Source organism: Streptomyces sp. NPDC051909, assembly GCF_040681095.1.
GTDB lineage: Bacteria > Actinomycetota > Actinomycetes > Streptomycetales > Streptomycetaceae > Streptomyces.
Genome location: NZ_JBFAYA010000017.1, coordinates 128852 through 154698, shown reverse-complemented (window position 1 = coordinate 154698; position 25847 = coordinate 128852). Strand labels below are relative to the sequence as shown.

Below are 25847 nucleotides of genomic sequence, written 5' to 3'. Positions count from 1 at the left end.
CGCGTCCGGACCGGCGGGAGATCATGAAGCGGCCGCGTGCGAACGGGTGAGACGGTTCGTGTCGGTGTTGGGCCGAACGGGTGAGTAACGGGAGGATGGGCGCATGAGTAGGTACGAGAGGTACGACGTCACCGACGAGCAGTGGGAGGGCCTGGCACAGGTGGTGCCCCTGCGCGGCCGGGACGAATGGCCGTCCAGGGTCGACCACCGCACGATCCCCGACCAGTACGGGGCCGCCGAACAGCGCCGCATGGTCGTGCTGCGGGTCCAGGTGTTCGCCGACGCCCGCGAGGTCGCCGAGTACCTCATCGCCCAGATCCCCGTCCTGCTCGACCTCACGAGCGCGGACACCGAGGTCGCCAAGCGCATCCTCGACTTCAGCAGCGGTGTCGTCTTCGGACTCGGCAGCGGCATGCACCGGGTCGACCGCAACGTCTTCCTGCTCGCCCCGGCCGGCACCGAGGTCGAGGGCTCCGCGGACGAGAACGCCGAGGACATGGAGGCGGGGGCGGTCCCCCGTTCGTAGGAAGACCGTTCAGCCGTAACGGTTCGGCGTACGGGCGGCTGCGTACGGTCCGGGCATGACGACCACCACGGGCGGCACCGCCCCCGACCGCGCGTACCACCCCGAGGTCCGGGTGTCCGGGTTCGTCCCCTCGCAGGGGCGGACCCGCGGCCCGGACCGGGCCACGAGGGCCACCGTCCCGCTCCCCGCCTCCGCCCCCGCCCGGCCCTCCCTCACCGAACTGCGGCTCTCCGCCTTCGGACCGCACCGCGGCACCGTGCTGCCGCTCGGCCCGGTCACCCTGCTGCGGGGGCCGAGCGGCAGCGGCAAGAGCACCGCCCTGCGCGCGTACGAGGCACTCGCGTGTCTCGCCTCCGGCGCCGGTCTCGCCGAGGCCCTGCCCGACGCCGCCGACCACGTCCCCGAACGGTCCCGGCCCGACGGGCAGGGGCGGCGCGGATTCCGCATCGGCTGCACCGTCGACGGGCCGGCCGGACCCGTCGCACTCGACCTCGCCGTACAGGTCGAACCCGCCCTGCGGATCGCCGGCGAACGCCTCACCGGCCGGGGCCGCACCCTCCTCGCCACCGCGCTGCGCGATCCCGGGCGCGGCACCGTCCACGCCGAGTGGCACACCGCGGGCAGCACACCGGTCACCCGCGCCCCGCTCCCCGACGACCTCCTGGCCACCGCACTCCTCCCGCTGCGCGTCGCGGGGAAGACCAAGGGCCAGCGCGACGTCCTCGCCGCCGCCGAACAGGTCGTCGTCGGACTGCGGTCGGTCTTCCCCTGCGACCCGCGGCCGCACACGATGCGCGAACCCGTGCCGATCGGAGCGAGCGCCGGCCGGCTGCGCCGCGACTGCCGCAACCTCGCCGAAGTGCTGCACCGCACCGCCAACGAATGCCCCCGCCGGCACGCCCGGCTCGCCGCGTTCGCCGCCGCGGGCTGCGCGGGTCCGGTCACCGGTCTCGGTTTACGGGAGTCGGTGGACGGCTCCCTGGTCCGGGCCGTCCTGGAGCGCGCCGCCCACGGGGCGTCCCCGGCCACCCCGTTCGGCCGCCTCGGCGAGGGCGAACTGCGCTACCTCGCCCTCGGGCTCGTCCTGCTCACCGGGCCCGCGGTGCTCACCGTGGACCCGGTCGACGAGGTCCCGCAGGCCATGCAGACCCTCACCGTCCTCGCCGACGGACTCGACCGCGGACTCGACAGCCGGCAGGTGCGCGCCCTGCTCGCCCTGGCCGGGGAGATCTGCGGGTCCGGCCACATGCGGCTCGTGGCGACCGTGGGGGAGCGGGTTGAAGGGGAGCGGGTCGTGGGTGAGCGGGTCGTGGGTGAGCGGGGTGGGACGGGTGTGCCGGAGGTGCCGGGTCTGACGGTGGTAGACCTGGGGCGTGACCGAACATGATGTGCCCGGCCTGCAGCGCCGCCTCGCGGAGTTCGCCGCCGCCCGCGACTGGCAGCCGTACCACACGCCGAAGAACCTGGCCGCGGCGCTGAGCGTCGAGGCCGCCGAACTCCTGGAGATCTTCCAGTGGTTGACGCCCGAGGAGGCCGGGCGCGTGATGGCGGACCCGGAGCGCGCGCACCGGGTCCGCGACGAGGTCGCCGACGTCCTCGCCTATCTGCTGCAGTTCTGCGAGGTGTCCGGGATCGATCCGCTGGAGGCGCTCTCGGCCAAGATCGACCGCAACGAGCTGCGTTTTCCGGCCCGTCGGGGGCGGTCAGGGCCCGCCGACGACACCGATCGTCACTCTTCGGAGTGATCGAGTTCTCCCCAACGAGATTCCTGTCCACAGATTTCCGAATTCCCCTGGTGTTCGGGCTCAGGTCGCCTCACGCTGGGTAATGGAATGAGTGAGCGGTAAGTCAGGGGAACGGGGGCGGCGTTGATGGATGCGGAGAGGTTGATCGCGACGGGGCGGCACGCGCTGGCCGAAAGCCAGGTGGCGCTCGACATCGTGGCGGAGGCCTGGCAGGCCCAGGTCCTCGCCCAGGCGATAGGGAGCCGGCTCGCGCTCTGCGGGCCGATGGAGCTGCGCAGCGAGGCACGGGGACTGAGCGAGACGGTGGGCGGACGTGGAGCGGTGGAGCACCCCGCCCTCCGCACCGGCGGGCCGCGCGCCGCGCAGCTCACCGGTGTCGGGGACACCCGCGCGGCCCTGACCGCGCTTGCCGCGCTCCTGGGCGAGGTCGGCATCGCCCTGGTCGGCGTGGCCTGCGCCACCGACGAGGAGGGGCTCTACTGGCAGTGCATCGAGGCCATCGACGCCGCCGACGAGGCGGGCGACCGGGTGCGTGCCATGCTCCGCCGCCTCGCCGCGCGGGAGGCCGAGCGCGAGCGGGACCGCCCGCCCGACCCCGCCCGCGGCCGTGCGGGCCCGGCTCCGGGCCCGCGCTGAGCGAAGGCCGGCCGTCGGGCCCGGGGCCATTCAGGCCGGGGTGTCCTCGGTCCGTGGCGGCGCGGGGTGGGCGGCGGCCGAGGACTGGAGGTCGGCGTCGAGCTGGGAGAGATCGGCGGTCAGGGCCGCCATCAGCTCCTCCATCTGCTGCAGCAGCCCCTTCGGGGCGCCACCCGACGGCCCCTGCGACGGCAGGGGCTGCTCCGGCGCGGCTTCCTGGGACATGGCGGCCTCCTCGGCCCGGGGCCCCTCGCTACGGAGAGGGCCACAAGAGAGCGACGCACCGGCAACGGCCGCCGGCACGCGGGCCGGGCGGTCCGGCTCCGCCCGAGCCAACGACGCCCGCCGGGCCCCGGTCACTGGCCCGGCCGGACGCCGCCCGTCCCGTGGGCGGATATTCACCCGACCGTGCCGGTGGAGATCATTCGCTGACGAATCGGTTGACGGGCGGCCGGCCGGCCGGGCCGCGGGTCGGGCCGCGGACTGACAGGAGGGTGGACGGCGGGCGGGCGGGGGTACGGTGCAGGTGGGAGCCGTGGTCCGGGCGGCTTCCGCGCAGGGGACGAGGTCGCTGGGGTGAGCCGATGAGACCCGAACGCACGCTGGCCGCCGCCCTCGCCGAGGGCACGGTCGTCCTCGACGGCGGGCTCTCCAACCAGCTGGAGGCGCAGGGCTGCGACCTGTCCGACGCCCTGTGGTCGGCGCGGCTGCTCGCAGACGCGCCGCAGCAGATCGAGGCCGCGCACGCCGCCTATGTACGGGCCGGGGCGCAGGTGCTCATCACCTCCAGCTACCAGGCCACCTTCGAGGGCTTCGCCCGGCGCGGCCTCGGGCACGCGGAGACGGCGCGGCTCCTCGACCGCAGCGTCGCGCTGGCCCGGGAGGCGGGCGGGCGGACGGAGCGGGAGGTCTGGGTGGCCGCCTCCGTCGGGCCGTACGGGGCGATGCTCGCCGACGGCAGCGAGTACCGCGGGCGGTACGGGCTCTCGGTGGCCGAGCTCGAGCGCTTCCACCGGCCCCGCGTCGAGGTCCTCGCCGAGGCCGGCGCGGACCTGCTGGCCCTGGAGACGGTGCCGGACGCCGACGAGGCCGAGGCGCTGCTGCGGGCCGTCGGCCGGTGCGGGGTGCCGGTGTGGCTCTCGTACACGGTGAGCGGGGTCCACACCCGGGCCGGGCAGCGCCTGGAGACCGCCTTCGGGCTCGCCGAGGGGCTCGACCAGGTGGTCGCGGTCGGCGTGAACTGCTGCGACCCGGACGACGTCGGACCCGCCGTGGAGATCGCCGCCGCCGTGACCGGCAAGCCCGTGGTCGTCTACCCCAACAGCGGCGAGCGCTGGGACGCCGGCACCCGCCGCTGGCACGGTGGCGCCACCTTCGACGCCGCCACGACCTCCGCCTGGCGCGCCGCCGGCGCCCGCCTCATCGGCGGTTGCTGCCGCGTCGGTCCCGGCGCCGTCGCCGCCCTGGCCGCCGAGCTCGCGACGGAGCGGTAGCAGGACCCCGACGGGCACGAAATACGTTGTGACGGGGCGGCGCGAAAGGTCATCCTTGAACGCATGTTCCTGACGATCAGCACCACCGGCACTGTCGAGAAACCCGCCACCGACCTGGGCTTTCTGCTGCACAAGCATCCCGGCAAGGCGCAGTCCTTCGCGACCTCGCACGGCACCGCGCACGTCCTCTACCCCGAGGCCGGCGCGGAGCGGTGCACCGCCGTGCTGCTGCTCGATGTGGACCCCGTGGCGCTGGTGCGCCGCGGCAAGGGGAAGGGCCGGGGCGGCGCCCCGGACGCGGCACTCGCGCAGTACGTGAACGACCGCCCGTACGCGGCCTCCTCGCTGCTCGCCGTCGCGCTCGCCAAGGTGTTCAAGAGCGCCCTGCACGGCAGCTGCGCCGCGCGGCCGGAGCGGGCCGCCGAGCCGCTGCCGCTGCGGATCGAGGTGCCGGCGCTGCCCGCGAGGGGCGGCGCGGAGCTGGTGACCCGGCTGTTCGGGCCGCTCGGCTGGACGAGCGTGACCGCGGAACCGGTCGTGCTCGACCCGGAGTTCCCGGCCTGGGGCGACTCCCGCTACGTACGGCTCGTCCTGGAGGGCGAACTGCGGCTCGCCGACGCCCTCAACCAGCTGTACGTGCTGCTCCCGGTGCTCGACGACGCCAAGCACTACTGGGTCGCGCCGGACGAGGTGGACAAGCTGCTGCGCGCCGGTGACGGCTGGCTCGCGGACCACCCGGACCGCGCCCTCATCACCAGCCGCTATCTGTCCCGCCGTTGGGGCCTGACCCGGCAGGCGACGGAACGCCTGGAGCTGGTCCGGCTCGCCGAGGCGGACGGCCTGGACGTCGAGGACGTCGACAACGCCGTCGACGAGACCACCGACACCGACGAACGCCCGGTGCCGCTCGCCGAGCAGCGCCGCGAGGCGATCCTCGCCGCGCTGCGCGCCGCCGACGCCGCCCGCGTGCTCGACCTCGGCTGCGGCCAGGGCCAGCTGGTGCAGGCGCTGCTCAAGGACGTGCGGTTCACCGAGGTCGTCGGCGTGGACGTGTCCGCCCGCGCTCTCTCGGTCGCCGCGCGCCGGCTGCGCCTGGAGCGGATGGGCGAGCGGCAGGCAGCCCGCGTGAAGCTGCTCCAGGGCTCCCTCACGTACACCGACAAGCGGCTGAACGGCTACGACGCGGCCGTGCTGAGCGAGGTGATCGAGCACCTCGACCTGCCGCGGCTGCCCGCACTCGAATACGCGGTGTTCGGCTCCGCCCGGCCCCGCACGGTGGTCGTGACCACCCCGAACGTCGAGTACAACGTGCGCTGGGAGTCGCTGCCCGCTGGGCACGCCCGGCACAGCGACCACCGCTTCGAGTGGAACCGGGCCGAGTTCCGGGAGTGGGCGGCGGCCGTGGGGGAGCGGTACGGCTACACGTGCGCGCTCCTGCCGGTCGGCCCGGACGACCCCGAGGTCGGCCCGCCCACGCAGATGGCCGCCTTCACCCGTATCGACTCCGCAACCACCGCCACCGACACCCCGAAGGAGGACGCGGCATGACCGACGACACCACCACCCCGAAGACCGGGCGCGTCCTGCCCGTCACCGATCTCTCCCTCGTGGTCCTGGTCGGAGCGACCGGCTCCGGCAAGTCGACCTTCGCCCGGCGCCACTTCAAGCCGACCGAGATCGTCTCCTCCGACTTCTGCCGCGGGCTCGTCGCCGACGACGAGAACGACCAGAGCGCCAGCAAGGACGCCTTCGACGTCCTCCACTACATCGCCGGGAAGCGGCTCGCCGCCGGACGCCTGACCGTCGTGGACGCCACCAACGTGCAGCGCGAGGCGCGCCGGCAGCTCGTGCGGCTCGCCCGCGAGCACGACGTGCTGCCGATCGCCATCGTGCTCGACCTGCCCGAGAACGTGTGCGCCGCGCGCAACGCGGCCCGCCCCGACCGCGCGGACATGCCCGGCCACGTCATCCAGCGGCACCGCCGCGAGCTGCGCCGTTCGCTGAAGGGCCTGGAGCGCGAGGGCTTCCGTAAGGTGCACGTACTGCGCAGCGTGGCGGAGGTGGACACGGCCGAGGTCGTCCTGGAGAAGCGGTTCAACGATCTGCGGCACCTCACCGGGCCGTTCGACATCATCGGCGACGTGCACGGCTGCCGCTCCGAGCTGGAGACGCTGCTCGCGAAGCTGGGTTACGTGGACGGGCACCACCCGGAGGGCCGGACCGCCGTCTTCGTCGGTGACCTGGTCGACCGCGGCCCCGACAGCCCGGGCGTGCTGCGCCGCGTGATGGGCATGGTGGCGGCCGGGGACGCGCTGTGCGTGCCGGGAAACCACGAGAACAAGCTCGGACGCTGGCTGCACGGCCGCACGGTGCAGCAGACGCACGGACTCGCCGAGACGATCGAGCAGCTGGAGCGCGAGCCGGCGGAGTTCAAGGCCGAGGTCGCGGCCTTCGTCGACGGCCTGGTCAGCCACTACGTCCTCGACGGGGGCCGGCTGGTGGTCTGTCACGCCGGTCTGCCGGAGAAGTACCACGGCCGGACCTCGGGGCGGGTGCGTTCGCACGCGCTGTACGGGGACACCACCGGCGAGACCGACGAGTTCGGGCTGCCGGTGCGCTACCCGTGGGCCGAGGACTACCGGGGCCGGGCGACTGTGGTCTACGGCCACACCCCGGTGCCGAACACCTCCTGGATCAACAACACCCTCTGCCTCGACACGGGTGCCGTGTTCGGCGGGAAGATGACCGCGCTGCGCTGGCCGGAGCGCGAGCTCGTCGACGTACCGGCGGAGCGGGTCTGGTACGAGCCGGCCAAGCCGCTCGCGCCGGAGGCGCCCGGCGGGCACCAGGGCCGGCCGCTGGACCTCGCCGACGTGCACGGCCGCCGGATCGTGGAGACGCGGCTGATGGGCAACGTCGCCGTGCGGGAGGAGAACGCGGCGGCGGCCCTGGAGGTCATGAGCCGTTTCGCGGTCGACCCGCGGCTGCTCACCTACCTCCCGCCGACCATGGCGCCGACCGCGACGTCGAAGACGGAAGGCTACTTGGAGCACCCGGCGGAGGCGTTCGCGCAGTACGCGGCCGACGGGGTCGGGCGGGTCGTGTGCGAGGAGAAGCACATGGGGTCGCGGGCCGTCGTGCTCGTCTGCAAGGACGCGGCGGTGGCGACGGAACGATTCGGCGTGGCCGCCGGCGACGGGGTGACCGGCGTCGTGCACACCCGCACCGGGCGCCCGTTCTTCGACGACCGGGCGACCACCGAGCTGGTCCTGGCGCGGCTGCGGGCGGCCATCGGCGCCGCCGGGCTGTGGGAGGAGCTCGACACGGACTGGCTGCTGCTCGACGGCGAGCTGATGCCGTGGTCGCTGAAGTCGGCCGGTCTGCTCCGCTCGCAGTACGCGGCGGTCGGCGCCGCCTCCCGGGCGGTCTTCCCCGGCGCGCTGGGGGCGCTCGAACAGGCGGCCGCACGCGGGGTGCCGGGCGTGGACGCGCTGCTCGGCCGGCAGCGGGAGCGGGCGGCGGACGCGGCGGCGTTCACCGACGCGTACCGGCGCTACTGCTGGCCGACCGAGGGCCTGGAGGGCGTGCGGTTCGCGCCGTTCCAGGTGCTCGCGGCGCGGGGGCGCTCGCTGGCCGCCGTACCGCACGACGGGCAGCTGGCCTGGCTCGACCGGCTGGTCGAGCACGATCCGACCGGACTGCTCCAGGTCACCCGGCGGCTCGTGGTCGACCCTGCCGACGAGGCCTCCGTACGGGCCGGTGTCGACTGGTGGCTGGAGCTGACCGCGGCCGGCGGAGAGGGCATGGTCGTCAAGCCGCTCGCGGCGGTGGCCACCGGCAAGGACGGGCGGCCGGTGCAGCCGGGCGTCAAGGTCCGCGGCCGGGAGTACCTGCGGATCATCTACGGCCCGGAGTACACCCGTCCGGACAACCTGGAGCGGCTGCGGAACCGGTTCCTCGGCCACAAGCGCTCGCTCGCCCTGCGCGAGTACGCGCTCGGCCTGGAGGCGCTCGACCGGCTGGCCGCAGGGGAGCCGCTCTGGCGGGTCCACGAGGCCGTGTTCGCGGTTCTCGCCCTGGAGTCGGAGCCGGTCGACCCGCGGCTCTGAGCCGGTCGGCCGACGGTTCCGAGCCGGTCGGCCGACGGTTCCGAGCGGCCGGTCACAGGCAGGGCACAGGGGGCGCAAGGGGGCGGAAATCAGCGCTCCCTTGCGCCCCTCGTGTCCGCCCCCACCCGCGTTGACGTGATTCTTCGGGTGGGCCTAGCGTTCTTCACCCCACGGAGTGACGCAGCGTCAACAATGTGACTCTGGTTGCTCGTTGCTGTGGGAACAAGCACGCGAATGCGCGAAGTCGTGCGGGGGTGTGAGCGACCGTTGAGTCTTTTCGGCCAGGACCGGTCCTTCCTCCATGCCCTCCCCGCGACCGACCGCCGCGCGCTGCTCGCGGAGGGCGCCGCGCGCACCTACGAACCCGGTGACGTCATGATCCGGGAGCGGGACACCACCGCGTACGTCCTCGCCCTGCTCTCCGGCTGGTCGGTCGTCTCGGTCGGCACCGAACGCGGCGCCCGGCTCATCCTGGCGCTGCGCGGGGCCGGCGAGGTGGTCGGCGACCTCGCGGCCGTCGACCGCCGGCCGCGCAGCGCCACCGTCACCGCGCTCGGCCGGGTCGAGGCCGTCGCCATCTCCGGCGACCGGTTCCGGCGCTTCCTCGCCGCCCGGCCGCACGCCACATCCCTGATCATGCGCCAGCTCGCCACCCGACTGCGCAGCGCCGACGTCGAGCGGCGCTCGCTGGCCTCTGAAACCGTCCTCCAGCGGCTCGCCGCCCGGCTCGTCGAACTCGCCGAACGGGCCGGTCGGCGCGCCGAGTCCGGCACCGTGCTCGAACTTCCACTGCCCCAGCACGACCTGGCGGCGGCCATCGGAGCGACCCGCGAAGCCGTGGCCAAGGCGCTGCGGCTGCTGCGCGAGCAGGGGGTCGTCCGCACCGCCCAACGCACCGTGGTCGTCGTCGACATGCCCCTGCTCGCGCTGCTCGCGCAGGGGCGCGCACACCCCGGAGCGCATTCATCGGACAAGCAACCCCCGGCTGTGTAAACGGCTACATCGCCCTTGCGTGAAAGCCGCCACGCTGGATCCGTGACCACCACCACGGCCAGGGCGCGGGGCGGCAAGGGCCCTTGACCTCCGCACCACGGAACCGCCTGAACGACATCAGAGGAGTCCGAGTGACCAGTACGGGAGCCAGCACGGGAGCGGATGTGGGGGCGAGCGCGGGTGCCCTCCACCGGCTCGTCGTCTTCGGGGACGTCGTCGGCTCCGGGCGCCTCGGCATGGACGAGAAACGGCTCGTCCGGGCCGCCATGTACGAGGCCTTCGGAGAGGCGTACGCCTCGGTCGGCGTCGAGCCCGGCACCGTGCACCAGGAGGACCGCGGCGACGGCATCCTCGCCGCGCTCCGCCCGGACGTGCCCCCGGCGCTCATGGTCGGGCGCTGGATCGCCACCCTGCACGCCGTCCTGCGCGCGTACAACGCCCTCCACGGCGGCGGAGGCGGAGCGGGGAGCGGCGGCGGGGGCGGAAGGCTGCGGCTGCGGGTCGGCATGAACGCCGGTCTGGTCCTCGACGACGGGCGCGGGCTCGTCGGGCGGGCCGTGGACCTGGCCTGCCGGCTCTGCGACAGCGCGCCCGCCCGCCAGGTGATGACGGACGCCCCCGAGGTCGATCTGCTGATCGTCGTCTCGGACTCGCTCTACCGGAACGTGGTCGTCGAGGGCGGCCGTTTCGTCGAGCCGGACCGCTACCGGCGGGCCGCGGTGATCGCCAAGGAGACCCACGAGGACGCCTGGTTCCACGTGCCCGGCCTGCCCGAGCCGCCCGCCCTGGCCGGCGCCCCGCGCGCCGCCGGACCGCGGCGGCCGGGCGGGTCACCACAGACCGGCGGTGGGCCGTCGCGGGGGGACGGCTCACCGCCCGGCTCGGCCGGGCACGGACGCAGGACCCCCAAGGCCCCCTCGGGCAACAGGAGTTTCACCGCGGGCCGCGACATCCAGGTGATCGAGGCCACCACGATCCAGGGCCCGTTCACCGGCATCCGCAACGAGACGCGGGGCGGCGGGCGGGACGGGGCGGCGCCCCCCGGGGCGCGCGACGGGGGCACGCGCGGGCGCACGGGTGACCACCTCCCGGAGGAGGGCGTCCCGGAGGAGGACTGGGAGCCGGACTGGGACGACGCCCCGGACGCCGACGACCTGGACGAGCAGCACATGTACGGCGACGGCGACGGTCACGGCGACCGGGACGGCGGGCGGGAGGAGCGGGCATGAGCGACGACGACCTCGACCACGGCGGCGGCGCGGCGCCCGACGCGGAGCCCAAGGCCGAACCGGCCCAGGCGGCCTCCGGTACGGCGCCGACGACGGGCGACGGCGGGCCCGGCGACACGACCCGGGAGTCGAACCCCTTCGAGGGGGCCGACCGCATCCCGCTCGGCGGCGCGGGCAGCACCGGCGGCGCCGGAACCGCGCGCGCCGCGCGCCGATCCCTCGGGCAGGGCTCGCCCGGCGACCACCGCACGGCCGCGGGCCGCGACGCCCACGTCCACTACGGGGACCGCTACCAGCTCCTGCTCGGCGACCGGCCGCACTTCGTGCAGGGCGCGGTCCCCGCCGAGACCCTGGACCACCTCGACGACGTGTACTGTGAGACGGCCGGCTACCAGCGCATGAAGGAACGGCTGCGCAGCCACCGCGTCCTGGTGCTGTGCGGTGAGCCGGGCAGCGGCCGCACCGCCACCGCGCTCGCGCTGCTCGCCGAGGAGACCGAGCGGCGGGTCTACCGGCTCGACCCCCGGCACGGGGTCGACGAGATCACCGCCGACGCGCTCCACGAGAAGGCCGGCCACCTCCTCGAACACCGCCCGGACGACGTGCGGGCCGAGGACGTGCGGCGCCGCGCCCGCGACGAGCGCGGCGAACCCGCCCGGCGCCCTCCGGCGCGCCTGTCCGAACTGCACCTCGACCGTTTCGCCGAGCTCCTCCGCGGCGTCGACGGCTACGCGGTGATCGTCGTCGGGAACGGCGACCTCGCCGACCGGCTGCTGCGCGGCCGGTACGGGATGTACTGCGCGCCGCCGCCCGCCGCCGACGTCCTCCACCGCCATCTGCGCCTGCTGTTGCAGGGGGCGCCCGAGGAGGCCACGGCCGAGGCCCGGGCCCTCGCGGTCCGCCCCGACGTGGTCGCCGCCCTCGGCCTGGAGGAACTGCGGCCGCGCGAGGCCGCCCGGCTCGCCGACCACCTCGCCGGACACAGCCGCGGCACGCTCACCGACGAGCAGCTCCTCGCGGAGTGCGCCTCCTTCGTACGGGGACAGGCCCGCGAGTGGTTCGCGGGCGCCGACCGGCCCGGCACCCTGCCCGAGGCGCTGCCCCTGCTGAACGCCGCCGCCTTCCGCATCGCCGTGGCCGTCTTCGACGGCTCCGCGTACAGCATCGCCACCGAGGCCGCCGAACTCCTCACCTGGGAGCTCGCCGTCACCCTCGACCCCGAACACCCCGCGGGGCGCCGCCTGTTCGGCACCCACGCCGAGCACCGGCCGGTGCTCGCCCGGTCCGTCCTGGAGGACGGCGAGCTGGACCTCGGCCGGGCCAAGGTGCCGGTGCGCGCCGTCCGCTTCCAGGGCGCGGCGCTCGCCACCGCCGTGCTCGCCGAGGTCTGGCACGGCTATCACAACGTGCGCGGACCGGTGGCCCGCTGGCTGCGCGGCCTGTGCGACGACCCCCGCCCCGAGGTGTGGGTGCGGGCCTCCATCGCGGCCGGGGTGCTCTGCTCCTGGGACTGGATCCACGGCTACCACGAGCTGGTCGCGCCGCTCGCCGGCACGGACGACCCGGTGGCCCGGATGGCGGCGGCGACCGCCCTCGCCGAGGCGGCCCGCGACCCCGAGGTGCGGCCCGCCGTCGCCGCCACCGTCAAGGACTGGGCCGCATCCGACGATCCGCAGCTCCGCGACACCGCGTTGCTCACCCACGGCTACGAGTACGCGGCCGGCGGTCTGCGCGGCTCGCTCGACGCCGTCGCCCGGGTCGTCCGGGAGCGGGAGGCGAGCGACTTCGACGTCCTCGTGCCCGCCTCCTTCAGCGTCACCCGGCTGCTCGCCTCGGGCGACCCCGAGCCGGTGCTGCGCCGGATGCGGCGCTGGCTGACCGACGGGCGGCAGAGCCTGGCCAACCTCGTGCACCTGGTCGTGATCAGGAGCCTCACCAACCGCACCACCTATCTGTGGGGCCTGCGGGACGTTCCCGAGCTCGACGAGCACGCCGCCCGGCCCCTGCTGGTCGCCCTCCTCGCGACCCGGCCCGACCTCGCGCCGGTGCTCGGCGCACTGCTGCGGCACAGCCTCGCCACCGCGAGGGCCGGGGAGGCCGCGCTCGACGGACTGGGCAGTCTGCTGCGCCGCGCCGCCAAGGACCCCACCGCCCTCGACCTCGTCTGCGGGCTGCTGCCCCTGATCTCCGTCGAGCGCCGCGACCGTGACCGGCTCCGCGGGCTCCTCAACGACCTGGTGCGGGACCGGGACCGGCCCCTGGACAAGAGCGCGGCGCGCCGTATGTGGGACGCCGTCGCGGAAGGAGCGAAGCGATGAACGGGCCGTACCCGGAGGGACAGGGCCGCCGCGAGCCGGACGGCCTGCGCGAGCGCCGCGAGCGGCGGGTCCGCCGCATCCAGGGACCCCAGGCAGGACCCCAGGCCGGAACCCCGGCCGAGGACCGGGCCGGACCACGTGAGGCGCCCTTACCGGAGCGGCGCCAGAACGCCGGCCAGGGACAGCGGTACGGGCAGGGGCGGCCCCGCGCCCGGGCCGCGGGCGGCGGACCGGAGCCCGGGGCCTCGGGGGGTGCCGCTCCGGACGGGCCCGGCGCCCTGTCCGGGGAGAGCACGGGCACCGGACCGCTCGGACCGCTGTTGCGCGAGAGCGCGCCGCCGTACCGCCGCACCAGCGGACAGATCGCGGCGGTCCTGCTCTACCGCAACGGTGGGCACCGGGTCATGTGGCCGGACCGGACCGAGGACGTCGACAAGCCTCTGCTGCGCCCCCCGTACACCGTCTTCGAGGTGCAACTGGGCCGCAACATCACCGAGTTCGCGCTGCGGCTGCCCGCCGCCGGCGACGGTTCCTGGTTCGACGTCCGGGTCCGGGTCCAGTGGAAGGTCGAGGACCCCTACCTGGTCGTCCGCGAACAGGCGTGGAACGTGGCCGAGCTGCTGCACGACGACCTGCTCGACGGGCTTCGCTCGCTGTCCCGCCGCTTCCGGCTCACCGAGGCCCAGCGCGCCGACGAGGCCGTCCGCGACGAACTGGCCTCGGGCCGGCTCGTCATCGGCCGTGACATCGGACTGCGCACCCAGGTCTACGTCTTCTTCGACCTGGCCGAGCAGACCCGGGAGGAACTGGCCCGGGGCGACCAGGCCAGGGTGGCCATCGGGTCGGACGACCGGGTCGCCGAGCGCGAACTGCGCCGGGAGGAGCGGGAGCGCAAGCGGATCGCGGCCCGCGCCGAGGCGCTGATGGCCGTGTTCCGCAGCGGCGACCTGGCCCAGATCGCCCACCACATGGCGAGCGATCCCGAGCGGGAGTGGGAGATCCGCACCCAGCTCCAGCGCGAGAAGCGCGAGGGCCAGGCCGACCTGCTCGCCGTCTTCACCAAGCTCCTGGACGCCGGCGTGCTGGAACGCCACGAGATCGACGAGCAGGCGTTCCAGGTCCTCCAGCACCTGCGCGGCGCCACCGGCGCCATCCTCGGCGGCGTCGCCTCACAGGTCCTGGACGCCGACCGGGACACGGGACGGCGCGCCCTGGAGCGCGGCCGGCCCGAGCCCGCCGCGCCCAACTGGGACGACGAGCCCGTGCCGGACGCGCCGCCGGACCCGCGCGTCTACGAACCGACCGATGTCCGGCCCGCGTCCGGGCCCGACCCGTACGACGACCCCGATCCGCACGACGCTCCCCGCTCCCGGCCGAGCGCCGCGTTCGACGACTGGGACGACGAATGAGCACCCCGACCGGCGGCACCGCCCCCGCACCCGACCCCACACCCGACCCCACACCTGTACCCGCGCCCCCGGTGAGCGCCGCACCCGCCCGTCTCGCCGAGCCGCCGCAGCCCGGCGAACTGCGGCGGATGGCCGAGCAGTTGCTGACCACCGTCCGCGAGGACATCGGACGCGCCGACACCAAGGCGGCGATCCTGCTCTCCGGCGCGCTCGCCTTCCTCGCGATCGTCTTCTCCCGCGACCACGGCCCGCTGCCCGGCGGCGCCGGCCGCGTCCTGCTCGTCACCGCCGGGGTGCTGTGGACCTCCGGGGTGCTGATGCTCGTCTCCGTCGTGCTGCCCCGCACCCGGCCCGGCGCCGAACGGACCCTGCTGCGCACGCTCGTCTCCGGCACCTCGGCGGACGCGCTGCGCACCCGCCTGGAGGCCGCCGGACCGGACGCCACCGGCTGGCTCCTGGACCAGGCGAGCGTCCACGGGCTCGTCCTCGCCGCCAAGTACCGATGGCTGCGGCTGGGCGTCGCCGCCCTCGTGCTCGGCGCCCTCCTGGCCCTCCTCAGCGAACTGTGGTGACACGACCATGAAGGTGACCGTGCTGTCGAAGCCGTGGCGCACCCCGTCACAGAACCACCGCCAGAGCGCCCGCCCGAGCGCCCGCCCGGGCCTCCGGCGACGCCTCGGCCTGGGCCTGAGGACCGGCGGGCCGCTGCTCGCCGCCGCGCTGCTCGTGGTCACCGGGCCGCTCGGCGGCCCGGCCGGCGCCCTGTCCGCCGCGCCCGCGCGGGTGACCGCGGCCGAGCCCGCCGAGGGCGCCGACCCGATCGACTTCGTCGTCCTCGTCGACCAGTCGGAGAGCCTGGCCGACCAGGACCTGGCCCGGGAGACCGAGGCCGCCGCGCTGATCGGCCAGGGCGAGATCTCCGAGCGCTCCAGGGCCGCCGTCATCGGCTTCGGCAGCTCCGAGAAGGCCGGCCAGTCACCGGTCAACGAGGTGTGCCCGCTCGCCGTCGTCGACGCCGCCGGACGCCAGCGGCTCAGCGACTGCGTCAAGCAGCTCAACCACCGCGACCGGACCCGGCTCGGCCCCGGCACCGACTTCCCGGCGGCCGTCCGGCAGGCCGTCACCCGGCTCACCGAGGCCGCCGCACCGGGCGGCACCGGCACCGCGAAGACCCCCGGTGCGCCGAAGACCCCCAAGGTGGTCTTCCTGCTGACCGACGGCCGGCTCGACGTCAGCGACAGCCCCGAGTACGGCACCGACGCGCCCAGCCGCCAGTCCAACGGCGAGAAGCGGCTCACCGAGGAGCTGGCCCGGGCCCGGGCCGCCGGGGTGCAGATCTGGCCGCTGGGCTTCGGCGGCGAGATCGACCGGGCCGCGCTCACCGCGATGGCCGAGGGCGGCTACCGGGGCGCCTGCTCCGACGTGCCCGGCGCCGTACCGCGGATGCGGGTGGTGGCCGGTTCCGGCGAGATCGACAAGGCGCTCCATGACGCCTTCGCCGCCGCCCGCTGCGCCAGCGTCGCGGAGGGCACCGTCGGCAAGCCGCCCGCCGACCTGTTCGTGACCATCCCGCCGATCGCCACCGACGGCTCCCTCACCGTGGCCAAGCACGACCCGAAGGTGCGGGTCACCTACTTCGACCCGGCGAACCGGCCGGTGCCCACGCGCGGTGACGCCGACGGCTCGTCCTTCGAGGTCAGCGGCGCGGACGGGCCGGTCGAGGCGCTGCGCGTCCGCAACCCGCTGCCCGGCCGCTGGCGGGTGCACATCGAGGCCCCCGAGGGGCACCGGGACCGCGAGGTCGCCGTACGGGCCATCTGGCAGGGCAGGTTGCGGTCCGCCGTGGTCCTCGACCCGGTCGCGCCGCGTCCCGGCCAGGAGGCCGTGGTCGAGGTGCGGATGCAGACCCGGCGCGGGGTCGTCATCACCGACCCGCGCCAGCTGAAGGGCGTCACCGTGAGCGCCCGGCTCACCGGCGACGGCGGCTTCGCCCCGGTGACCGTCCGCCTCGCCGACGACGGCAAGGCGCCCGACCGGGCGGCCGGGGACGTCCGCTTCACCGGCCGGCTCACCGTGCCGGCCACCGCCACCGGCGATCTGGACATCGTCGCGGACATGTCCGCACCCGGCGTCACCTCCGACCGGCGCCCCTTCCACACCACCGTCCCCCAGGGCACCCCGCTCCTGGAGGCGCAGGTCTCCGTCGACCGGGTCACCGTCCACCCCGGCGACACCGTGCACGGCTGGGTCGACCTCACCAACCACGACAGCACCCCGCACACCCTCCGCCTCGCCCTGGAAGACGAACCGGGCGGGACAGGCCCGGGGGCCGGATCAGGGCCCGGGTCCGGCCTCACGGTCGCCCCGGCGACCGTCGTCGCCCAGCCCGGTCCGGCCACCCGCGCCGAGTTCACCCTCACCGTCGGCCGGGACGCCCCGCTCGGCGCGCTCGCCGGCCGGCTCGTCGTCCTGGACACCGGGCGGGGCGACAGCAAGCTCGACGCCGTCTTCCTCGACGTCCGCGTCGAGGCGCCGCCGACCTGGTGGGACCGCTGGTGGCCGTACGTCGTCGGCGGGGCCGTCGCGCTCGTCCTGCTCGCCGCCGTCGCCGCCGTGCGCATCGCCGTCGGCCGGAGGACGAAGGACCTGACCGGGGTGCGGATCGAACTCCTCAGGGACGGTCTCGTCCTGCACACGCTGGTCGTGCACGCCGGGCAGAGCCCGGGCGGGGAGTACGCGTTCGGCATCGACCAGCCGCGCGGCGCCGCGCCCACCCTGCGGCGGGGCTCCCGGGGCGGCGGCGCGCACCGGCTGCGCCGGACCGGTGCGGGCGAGCTCCTGTTCCGCCCGCACCGGGGCCGCGAGACGCCGATACGCGCCGGTCAGCCGGTCGCCGTGGACGAGTGCGAGCTCGTCGTACGGGACCGCCGCCCGGCTGCCCGCGGCCGTATCCCGGCCGCCGGCCGGCTCCTGCCCGGGGCCCGCCGCGGCGGTACGGGCGGGCCGGCCCGTACCGGACGCACCGGGCGGCCGGGCCGTACCGGCGGAACCGCCCCGGTCGGTGACGCACTGCCGCCCGCCACGGGCGGTCCGCACGGTCCCGACGCCCCGAACGCGCCCACCACGACGCCCGCCTGGGACCCGGACTTCTGACCCACCGGACCGGCTCGGTGCACCGGACCACGCCCGACACACACGACCGACGCCCCACGCACGTACGAACGAAAGGTCCTCAGGGGCCCCAGGGGAGACGACATGAAGATCTACCAGCCCATGCTGTTCGTGGGCCTCGGCGGCACCGGAGGCCGCATCGGCAGCGAGCTCGAACGCAGTCTGCGCCGCGAGCTGTGCGGCCCCGACGGCACCGAACTCGTCGACGGCGGGCGGCGGCTGCCGTTCCAGCTGCCCGACTGCCTGCAGTTCGTGTACGCGGACTTCAGCGAGGCCGAGCTGACCCGCCAGCCCCAGTTCCGGGCCAAGGGCGCCGAGGGCGCCGCGTACTCCCGCACCTCCCGGATGGTCCGCGACCTGCTGCCCACCGACTACGACTCCTCGCCCGAGGTCACCCGCATGCTGCGGGTCGCCCTCCACGAGGAGACGAAGCTGTGGCTTCCGCCGCAGGCCCGGCAGCCACGCGTCGCGCCGCTGCACAGTGGCGCGGGCCAGCTGCCCACCGTGGGCCGGGCGGCGCTGTTCGCGACCATGCGCTCCGGCCTCGAACCGGTACTGCGACAGCTGCGCGAGGCGATCGGCGCCATCGGCAACTCGGCCGGCGACCTCCAGCGGGTCGGCGGCAGCCGGATCCGCGGCTGCGACGTCTTCGTCGCCTTCTCCGTCGCCGGCGGCACCGGCGCCGGTATCTACTACGACTTCCTGCACCTCATCGGCCACGAGTTCCGCAAGGGCAAGGTGCCCGGCGTCAAGATCTACCCGCTGGTCGTCATGCCCTCCGCGTTCCCGCCCGAGGGCGGCGGCGGCCGGGAGGCCGAACTCAACGCCGCCCGCGCCCTCGTGGACCTGTCCCGCCTGGTCGACGACCAGAACGTGCCGGACGCCCTCGACGAGGTCGGCGACGTCGAGCAGCGCGGCCGGATCAGCGTCCACTACCCGGTCGACGGGGTGGTCGCGCTGCGCCCGTCCACCGTGCAGACCGCGTTCCTGTTCTCCAAGCCCGCCGTCATCGGCACCGAGGACCTGCGCCGCTCCATCACCGCCATGGTGATGTCGCTGATCGGCACCGAGCTCAGCGAGGAGACCGGCGCCGCCGCCCGTGCCGAGGACGACTACCAGTCCTTCGCGGCCAGCTTCATCAACAAGGCCGTCGAGCGCTCCACCCCGGCCCGCACCGGCATCGGCTACCGCGGCATGTCCACCAGCCTGGCCGCCTCCCTGACCGTGCCGGTCGACGACCTCGCCGAGATCGTCGCCGGCCGGCTGCTCGCCCAGGCCGTCCGCGGCCTCGGCGAGAAGGCCCGCCGCACCACGCCCGAGGACAAGATCCAGGTCCAGGAGATGTTCACCCGCTCCGGTGTCGGCCGGCTGTGGAGCCGCGAGGCCCCCGACGTGCCGCTGCCCGAGCAGCTCCCCAAGGGCCGGGGCGCGATCACCCAGGAGCTGCGCAACCGGCTCGGCGACATGGAGGACGCCCTGCGCCGTCTGGAGTCTGACCTCTCCCGCGAGGTCCCCCGGCTCACCGAGGAGTTCAAGCCGGGCACGGCGGTGCGCGAACTCCTCGGCGTCGTCAGCCCGTTCCATGTCGAGGCGATCCTCAACGGGCACCCGGGCCACCCGGACCGGGTCGCCGCCGCCGGCTTCACCGGCATGCTCGACAACCGGCGCAACGAGGCCGAACGGCCCCCGGACGTGCAGGCCCTCGCCCCCGCCATCCCGCACGTGCGGCGCGGCGCCGGCGGCCTCGTACCGGCACGCTGGAGCGATCCCGACGTGCAGGACGCTCTCGCCCGCCAGGACGCCTGGTTCCAGTGGCGGGCCCGGTCGCTGTGGCACCGGGCCTGGCAGGCCGGTGAGGCCCAGTGGCGGCCCGCGCTCACCAAGGTGCTGCACGAGCTCGGCGAGCTCGCCAAGGGGCTGCGCGCCCACGAGCAGGACGAGGGCAAGCTGTTCGCCGACCGGCGCCGGGAGCTCTACCGCGACGACCGCACCGGCGTCTCCTACCTCCTGCCGCCGCAGAACAGCCTGCGCGCCTTCTACGACGACGTCCTCGACCGGCTCGTGCAGAGCGAGGGCCTGCCCGAGAACACCGACGCGGCCGGACTGCTCGAACGGCTCGTACGGCCGGAGGAGTGGCGCAGCGCGCTGGACGCCGTGCGGCGTTCGCCGGGCGCGGCCGTCAAGGAGATCAAGCAGGTCGTCGAGCGACGGGTGAAGAAGCTGTTCGGGGAGGCCAACGACGACCGGTTCGCCCGCCCGCTGCTGCCCTCCATGGGCCTGCTGCTGCGCGCGGCGGCCGGGGACGAGTCCGCCGAGTCGAAGGTCGACGGGCGCTGGCTGGAGCAGTTCCGGGCCGCGCTCGCCGGTCTTCTGCCGGTCGGCTTCACCCCGGACGGCGGCGGCCCGCTGAAGATCCTCATCGTGCACCCGGCGAGCGAGTCCGACGGCCGGGCCTCCGACTACCTGCGCCAGGAGCTCAACCTGCCCCCGCGCGCCGCCCAGGAGTACCGGGCCGTCGACACCGAGTCCATCACCGTGGTGCTGTTCCGCAGCGGCATGAACCTCACCGACATCTCCGAGGTGCGCTCGGTCCTCACCCTCTGGGCGGAGGCCCGCGACACCGGCGGCCAGGAGGACTTCCTGCACTGGCGCCAGCGGCTCGGCCACCAGGACGACTGGCTGGTCTCCACCGAGGAGGACCGCCGCCGGATACTGCACCGCCTGCTCTGCGCGATGTGGAACGGGCACATCCACACCGAGGGCCCGGCCGAGTCCCCGCACCTGGTGCGGATCCGGCTCCAGGAGGGCGAGTCCGCGACCATGTCGCTGCGCTTGGAGGACTTCGACGGCGCGCTGTCCAGCTGGGCGGGACTGCTGCGGGCCTACGAGCGATGGGCGCTGCTCGACGAGGGGCAGATCATCGAGGAGTTCTGCGGCCGCCTGATGCAGGCCCTGCCGAAGGGCCTCGCGCACACCCCGGTCGGACCCTCGCCGCTCTTCGTCCGCTTCGTCGAGGAGATCGCGCCGCGCCAGCGGCGGCTGCTCGAGGAGATGGCGCGGGAGTACGGGCCGGAGGACGCCGAATGGCTGGCGCCGCTGCGGGACTTCTGGGAGGTCACCTACCCGGCCGCCCTGGAGATGCGCTTCGCGGGCGCGGGGCGGCCCACCCGGCCGACCCTCCGCGCGCTGTACGAGCGCCACGCCCCGGCCGCAGCCCCGGCCGTACCCCCGGCCGCCCCGTCTCCGCCGCCCGCTGCCGACGACAAGCCCAGGCCCCCGGCCCCGGGACCTGACCCGGCACCCGCCCCGGGACCGGAGGCCGCGCCCGAGGAACCCGGGGACGGCGGCTACCCGTGGGACCAGGAGGACGGTGAGGACGAGTGACCACGAGCGTCGTCCCCGCTCAGCCGGCACCCGGCCACGCCGTCTGCCTCGACCTGCGCGCCGAGGCGTACGAGCCGGCGGACCGGCACGCCCAGGAGGAGGCGGTACGCCGCGCCCTCGCCGTCCCGCAGCCCGCCGACGAGCGCCGCTTCCTGGTCGTCGACGACGCCGACCGGCTCGTCGGCCACCAGCTCCTGTACGAACGCCTCTCCTCCTACGGCCCGGCCCACGTGGTCTGCCTGGCCGTCGGCGCGCCCGGCGAGCGGACCCTGCGCCGCACCCTCACCCTGCGCCCGCCCGGTGCCGGCGTGCTGTGGCTGCTCGACGGCTTCCGCGGACCGGACGCCACCGCCCTGCGCCCGCTGGTGGACGTGCTCGCCACCCCCGAGGTGTTCGACGCGGTGCTGCGCGCCCTCGCGCGCGTGGCGGGCGGCGTCGCCGTGCCCGCCGCGCGGGTCGTGGAACACGACCTCAGCGACGAGGCCCGCGCCCGTGCCTGGCGGCAGGCCGTCGAGACCCTCACCGGCCCCGACGTCCCCGTGGCCGGCACGGTCGGCGACGTACCCGGCGAACTCACCCTGCTCCTCGACGAGTCGGTGCCCCGCTCGCTCTCCGCCCACGAGTGGCTGTCCGCCCACGGCCGGGCCGGGGCCGAGCTGCGCGCCTGCCAGGAGGCCCTCGACGAGGCCCTCGACGGCTACGAGCGGGTGCGCGGCCCCGCCGGTCTGCTCACCCGGGCGGGCCGCGACCTCGACCTGCCCGGGGACCTCGAACGGGTCGCGGGCGGGCTGCGCCGCTTCCGCGCCACCGTCGCCGACGCCTTCGCCCTCGCGGGCGGCAGCCGGCCCACCGTCGAGGAGCGCGGACTCCTCGCCGAGCGCGGTGTCCAACTCCCCGAGATGCCACGGGAGATCACCCGCACCGGCATCGTGCCCGCACTGCGCGACCACACCCACGGGCTGATCGACAGCGGACTGCCGCTGCGTTCGGTCGCGGCCCGGCTCGCCGCGCTCTCCGCCCGCACCGCGCCGGCCGGCAGCGCCGCCCGCCTCGCCGCGCTCGACACCCTCTGCGGACCCGAACGGCTCGACCGGCTCACCGCACAGGAGCCGTTCCGGGCCGGCGGTCCGAGGTCCCTCGCCGCGGCCGTCACCGGCGTCCTCGCCCTGCTCGCCGGAGTGTGGCCGGGCGTCGGCTGGGGCCTCGGCCCCGCCGTCGGCCTGCTCGCCGCCGTGCTCGCCCTGCTCATGCTGCGCCGCCGCCCCAACCGCTCGCCCGACGGACGCCTCGACGGCGGCGGCAGCACCGGCTCGGGGCCCCGGCTGTTCGGCGGCCTCGTCGGCGGAGTCGCCGGAGCCGCCCTCGGCCAGGCCCTCGGCCCACCCGTCTGGGCCGCCGCGACCGCCCTCGCCGTGGCCGTCGCCGCCGTCGTGCTGCTGGCCCTGCGCGACTGGACCCACGGCGTCGACGACTGGTGGCAGCGCGCCGACCCCGAGGACGCCGAGCGCGCCCTTCGGGACATCCACCACCTGCTCGTCACCGCCGCCGTGCACGACTGGCTCTTCGCCGACGTACGGCACCACTGCTCGGACGGCGCCGGGGCGGTGGCCCGGCTGCTTCGCGGCCTCGCCGCGACCGCCGAGGCCTACGAGGGGCCCGGCGTCCCCGGCGCGTACGACGGCAGGGGCACGGGGCCCGAACATGAGGCGTACGGGCGCGGCGACTGGGACTGGGACGACTGGACGGACGGCGGCCAGGGCCTCGGCCCGGCCCCCGGGTCCGCTCAGGGCTCCGGTCCCGGCCACGGTCCGGGCGGCGACGCCGGGCGGTCCGACCCGGCCGGCTGGTCCGACCGGGCGTGGTCCGACGCCGTCAGCGACGCCTGGACGGACCGCGCGCCCGCCGACGCCGACGCCGCCTGGTCCGACGCCGCCCCGGACCCGCACCCCGCGTCCGGACCTCCCGAACCGCCCGCCCCGCCTCCGGTGCCGGAACCCGGCCGTGATGCCGTTCCCGACCCCGTCCCCGAGCCCGCCGTCGCGCCGCGCTGGCTGGAACGGCGGTACGGAGACGGCGGACCGGCCCTCGTCGACACCCTCCACGGCGACCTGTCCGAGGGCGTCGCCGGGCTGCTCGGCGGCTGCTGGGCCGGCATCGAGCGCGACCCCGGCAACGCCGGCCGGCTGCTCCTCGACAAGCCCATGACCGCCCTCCTCGACGAGACCCGCTCCCGACTGGAGCGGGACGCCGCCGCGTCCCCGCCGCCCGGGCGGGAGCGCGGCGACCGGCCCGACGCGGCCAGGCTCACCGGAGTCGCCCCGGACGGCGTGGCCGAGCTGCTCGCCGCCGACGACGAACCGGGCCTGACCGTGCCGCTGTGCGGGCCCGAGCACCTGCGGCTGCTCTCCCACGAACCCGGCGCCGTCCGCCGGGTGCGGTTCGTGCCCGAGACCATGCGCCGCGGCACGACCGGCGACGACATCTGGCGCGGCACCGCCGAGGACGTGGTGTGGACGGACGCCGGCCGGCACGCGGGCGTGCTGCGCCTCGTGCCGCTGCGCGCGGACGTCGTGCACACGGTCCTGGCAGAGGAGGACGGAGCACCATGACCGCCGACCCGCCCACCCCCGGGTTCCCACCCGAACCACCGCCCGAAGGACCGGACGAGGAGCTGGAGTTCCTCACCCCTCGCGAGGAACCGGTCCGCTTCTCCGTACGGTACGGCGAGGACGCCCGCCCGCCCGGCCGCCCGCAGCTGCGGACCCGGGCCGTCACGCTCGGCGCGGGCTGGCCCGTCGTCCAGTTCCGGCTGCCCGCGTCCGCGCAGGCCGACCCCCGTGCGTACACCCTCCTCGAACGGGAGGTGTCGGCCGCCGTCGTCCTCGAACGGCGTTACGGTGGGGAGAAGTTCGCCGAGCTGTTCACCCGGATCGTCGGCTACGACCTCGACTGCGCCGAGCCGTTCGTGCTCTACCGCCGCGCCGCCGGGGCACCGCTCGCCGAGTGCCTGCCCCGGCTCGGCGCCGACGAGCAGCAGCGGATCGTGGGCCAGCTCGCCCTGGCCGTACGGCTCCTGGACGACGCCGGGCTCGTCCACCGGGCGCTCGCCCCCGACTCCGTACGGTGGGACGGCAGCCATGTGCGGCTCGCCGAGCCGCACGCGGCGCTGCGCGCCGGGGAGCCCCGCGAGCCCTTCGGCACCGCCCCCTGGGCCTCGCCCGAGCAGCGTGCCGGGCACGGCACCGCCGACCCCCGCGACGACCTGTGGTCGCTCGCCCGGATCGCCTACCTCCTGCTCTCCGGCCACCCGAGCCCGCCCGGCCGCGCCGACCGGGCGGACGGGCCGCCGGAGGACCTGGGCGACTACCGGCGGCTCGCGGCGCTCGCGCAGAGCGGCCTGTTCGCGCCGGCGGCCGCCGGGCGGCCCGCGCCCGTCGAGTTCCTCCGACTGCTCCGGCTGACCGACCCGCTCGCCCACGCCGTCGCCGCCGCCGACCCGCTCGCCGCCGGCCGGGCCCGCTACGACGCGGAGATCGCCCGCCGCCGGGAGCCGTGGCGCCGGGACACCGACCCGGACGAGCCGTACGACCCGGACCGCCCGGACGATCCGGCGCGGCCGTCCGGTCAGGGCGCGCCGCCCCGGCGCGGCCTGCGCGCGCTCCTCTTCGGCGAGCAGCCGGCCCGCCCGTCCGTCGCCCTCACCGACAGCCCCGGCCCCGGCCTCGCCTCCGGCCCCGGCCCGGTCGCCGGCCTGGACGATCCGGGCGCCGATCCCGGCGCGCCGCCGGCCCGGACCTGCCCGCACTGCCTGCTGCCCGTGGTCTACGACGAGAGCCTGCTCGTCACCATCGACGCCAAGGGCAACCGCATCCCGCTCGACCTGTCCAGGGAGCACCGCCCCGGCCGCCGCAACGACCTGCTGCGCACGGCCTATCACCTGTGCCCGCACGGCGGCGAGGGCGACGAGGCACACGAACTGCCCGTCCCCTACCTCACCAACGGGCGGCCGCTGTCGATCGCCTTCGTCGGCAGCTCCGCCGTCGGCAAGACGCATCTGATGGCCGCGATGCTCGGCGAGGTCGAACTCGGCGGCCTGGAGCCGTACGGGCTGAAGTGCCTGCCGCTCAACCCCGAGGCGCACCGCACCTTCCTGCGGGAGCGGGTGCAGAGCCTCCAGCAGGGGCGCCAGCTCGGGCGCACCGGGCAGCAGACCTTCGCCCGCTTCGCCGACGGCCTGCTGGTCTCCGCACCCGGTCGCACCCCTCGCCCCGTCGTCTTCTTCGACCTCGCGGGCGAGGACCTGGCCCAGGACGGGCCGGTGACCAGCTTCCTGATGGGCGTGGACGCCTTCGTGTTCGTCGTCGACCCGCTGCGCGCCCTGCGGATGCCCTCGCTCGACCCGCTGCGTCAGCGGTACGGACTGTCCCGCCGCGACCTGGGCGACGAGGCCTTCACCACCGTCCTCAACCGGCTGCCCCGGTCCGCCGACGGCCGGATCGCGGCGCCCGCCGCGCTCGCCGTCAACAAGAGCGACCTGATGCGCTTCGAACCGGCCGTGGACCGCTGGCTGGGCCGGGCGCTGCCGGGCCGTCACGACCCGGGCGCGGAGGCGGCGGAGAGCCGCGACGCCTACGCCTTCCTGGACCACCACGCCAGCCCGGCCTGGCTGCGCCCGTTCGACGACTGCGCGCGCTGCACCCTGCACTTCGTCGCCGCGACCGGCGGGCAGGCGCGCGGCGACCGCTTCCCGCACGGGGCCCGGCCCCGGCGGGTGCTCGCGCCCCTGCTGTCCGTCTTCGCCGCGTGCGGGCTGATCCGAGGAAGGGACTGACCG

Annotated in this window: 17 protein-coding genes; 16 read left to right on the top strand and 1 reads right to left on the bottom strand. The window is 75.6% G+C overall.

Annotated elements, in window-relative coordinates:
* The first annotated feature begins 103 nt into the window (after positions 1–103).
* The 4 genes from AB0M18_RS26020 (at position 104) to AB0M18_RS26005 (ending at position 2907) form a co-directional block, all read left to right on the top strand.
* Positions 104–526: a cell division protein SepF gene (locus tag AB0M18_RS26020; protein ID WP_365761998.1), complete on the top strand. Its 423-nt coding sequence runs from the start codon at positions 104–106 to the stop codon at positions 524–526.
* A gap of 55 nt (positions 527–581) precedes the next feature.
* Positions 582–1913 (top strand): ATP-binding protein, encoded by a 1332-nt coding sequence (locus AB0M18_RS26015; RefSeq protein ID WP_365761996.1) that lies wholly within the window; start codon positions 582–584, stop codon positions 1911–1913.
* Positions 1900–2271, top strand: a complete 372-nt coding sequence (locus AB0M18_RS26010; protein ID WP_365761994.1) for a nucleotide pyrophosphohydrolase — start codon at positions 1900–1902, stop codon at positions 2269–2271. The genes AB0M18_RS26015 and AB0M18_RS26010 overlap by 14 nt, the downstream gene beginning before the upstream one ends.
* 126 nt (positions 2272–2397) lie before the next feature.
* The gene (locus AB0M18_RS26005; protein WP_365761992.1) at positions 2398–2907 is read left to right on the top strand and encodes a DUF6099 family protein; all 510 of its coding nucleotides are present in this window, start codon (positions 2398–2400) and stop codon (positions 2905–2907) included.
* A gap of 30 nt (positions 2908–2937) precedes the next feature.
* Here the strand turns inward: AB0M18_RS26005 and AB0M18_RS26000 are convergent, their stop codons facing one another.
* Positions 2938–3132: a hypothetical protein gene (locus AB0M18_RS26000; RefSeq protein WP_365761990.1), complete on the bottom strand. Its 195-nt coding sequence runs from the start codon at positions 3130–3132 to the stop codon at positions 2938–2940.
* Positions 3133–3491: 359 nt separating this feature from the next.
* On the opposite strand from AB0M18_RS26000, the gene mmuM reads away from it, so the two are divergent.
* The 12 genes from mmuM to AB0M18_RS25940 all read left to right on the top strand — a co-directional run bounded on the left by mmuM (position 3492) and on the right by AB0M18_RS25940 (position 25844).
* Complete coding sequence (mmuM, locus tag AB0M18_RS25995) at positions 3492–4400, top strand: homocysteine S-methyltransferase (protein ID WP_365761988.1); 909 nt, start codon at positions 3492–3494, stop codon at positions 4398–4400.
* A 63-nt stretch (positions 4401–4463) separates the two neighbouring features.
* The gene (locus AB0M18_RS25990) at positions 4464–5948 is read left to right on the top strand and encodes a 3' terminal RNA ribose 2'-O-methyltransferase Hen1 (RefSeq protein WP_365761986.1); all 1485 of its coding nucleotides are present in this window, start codon (positions 4464–4466) and stop codon (positions 5946–5948) included.
* On the top strand, positions 5945–8509 hold the full coding sequence (locus tag AB0M18_RS25985; protein WP_365761984.1) for a polynucleotide kinase-phosphatase: 2565 nt from the start codon (positions 5945–5947) through the stop codon (positions 8507–8509). Before AB0M18_RS25990 ends, AB0M18_RS25985 begins: the two co-directional genes overlap by 4 nt.
* A 267-nt stretch (positions 8510–8776) precedes the next feature.
* A complete protein-coding gene (locus tag AB0M18_RS25980; protein ID WP_365761982.1) occupies positions 8777–9502 on the top strand; it encodes a Crp/Fnr family transcriptional regulator in 726 nt (241 codons plus the stop codon).
* 131 nt (positions 9503–9633) lie between these two features.
* Positions 9634–10731 (top strand): hypothetical protein, encoded by a 1098-nt coding sequence (locus tag AB0M18_RS25975; RefSeq protein ID WP_365761980.1) that lies wholly within the window; start codon positions 9634–9636, stop codon positions 10729–10731.
* Positions 10728–13049, top strand: coding sequence for a hypothetical protein (locus AB0M18_RS25970; RefSeq protein WP_365761978.1), 2322 nt, complete (start codon positions 10728–10730; stop codon positions 13047–13049). Before AB0M18_RS25975 ends, AB0M18_RS25970 begins: the two co-directional genes overlap by 4 nt.
* Positions 13046–14458, top strand: a complete 1413-nt coding sequence (locus tag AB0M18_RS25965) for a hypothetical protein (protein ID WP_365761976.1) — start codon at positions 13046–13048, stop codon at positions 14456–14458. Before AB0M18_RS25970 ends, AB0M18_RS25965 begins: the two co-directional genes overlap by 4 nt.
* Positions 14455–15030 carry a Pycsar system effector family protein gene (locus AB0M18_RS25960; RefSeq protein ID WP_365761974.1) on the top strand — a complete coding sequence of 192 codons (576 nt, stop codon included), beginning with the start codon at positions 14455–14457 and terminating at the stop codon, positions 15028–15030. Before AB0M18_RS25965 ends, AB0M18_RS25960 begins: the two co-directional genes overlap by 4 nt.
* A 7-nt stretch (positions 15031–15037) precedes the next feature.
* Complete coding sequence (locus AB0M18_RS25955) at positions 15038–17611, top strand: vWA domain-containing protein (RefSeq protein WP_365761972.1); 2574 nt, start codon at positions 15038–15040, stop codon at positions 17609–17611.
* Positions 17612–17713: 102 nt separating this feature from the next.
* Positions 17714–21013 (top strand): tubulin-like doman-containing protein, encoded by a 3300-nt coding sequence (locus AB0M18_RS25950; RefSeq protein ID WP_365761970.1) that lies wholly within the window; start codon positions 17714–17716, stop codon positions 21011–21013.
* Positions 21010–23622, top strand: coding sequence for a hypothetical protein (locus AB0M18_RS25945; protein WP_365761968.1), 2613 nt, complete (start codon positions 21010–21012; stop codon positions 23620–23622). The genes AB0M18_RS25950 and AB0M18_RS25945 overlap by 4 nt, the downstream gene beginning before the upstream one ends.
* Positions 23619–25844 (top strand): hypothetical protein, encoded by a 2226-nt coding sequence (locus AB0M18_RS25940; protein WP_365761966.1) that lies wholly within the window; start codon positions 23619–23621, stop codon positions 25842–25844. The genes AB0M18_RS25945 and AB0M18_RS25940 overlap by 4 nt, the downstream gene beginning before the upstream one ends.
* Positions 25845–25847 lie beyond the last annotated feature (3 nt).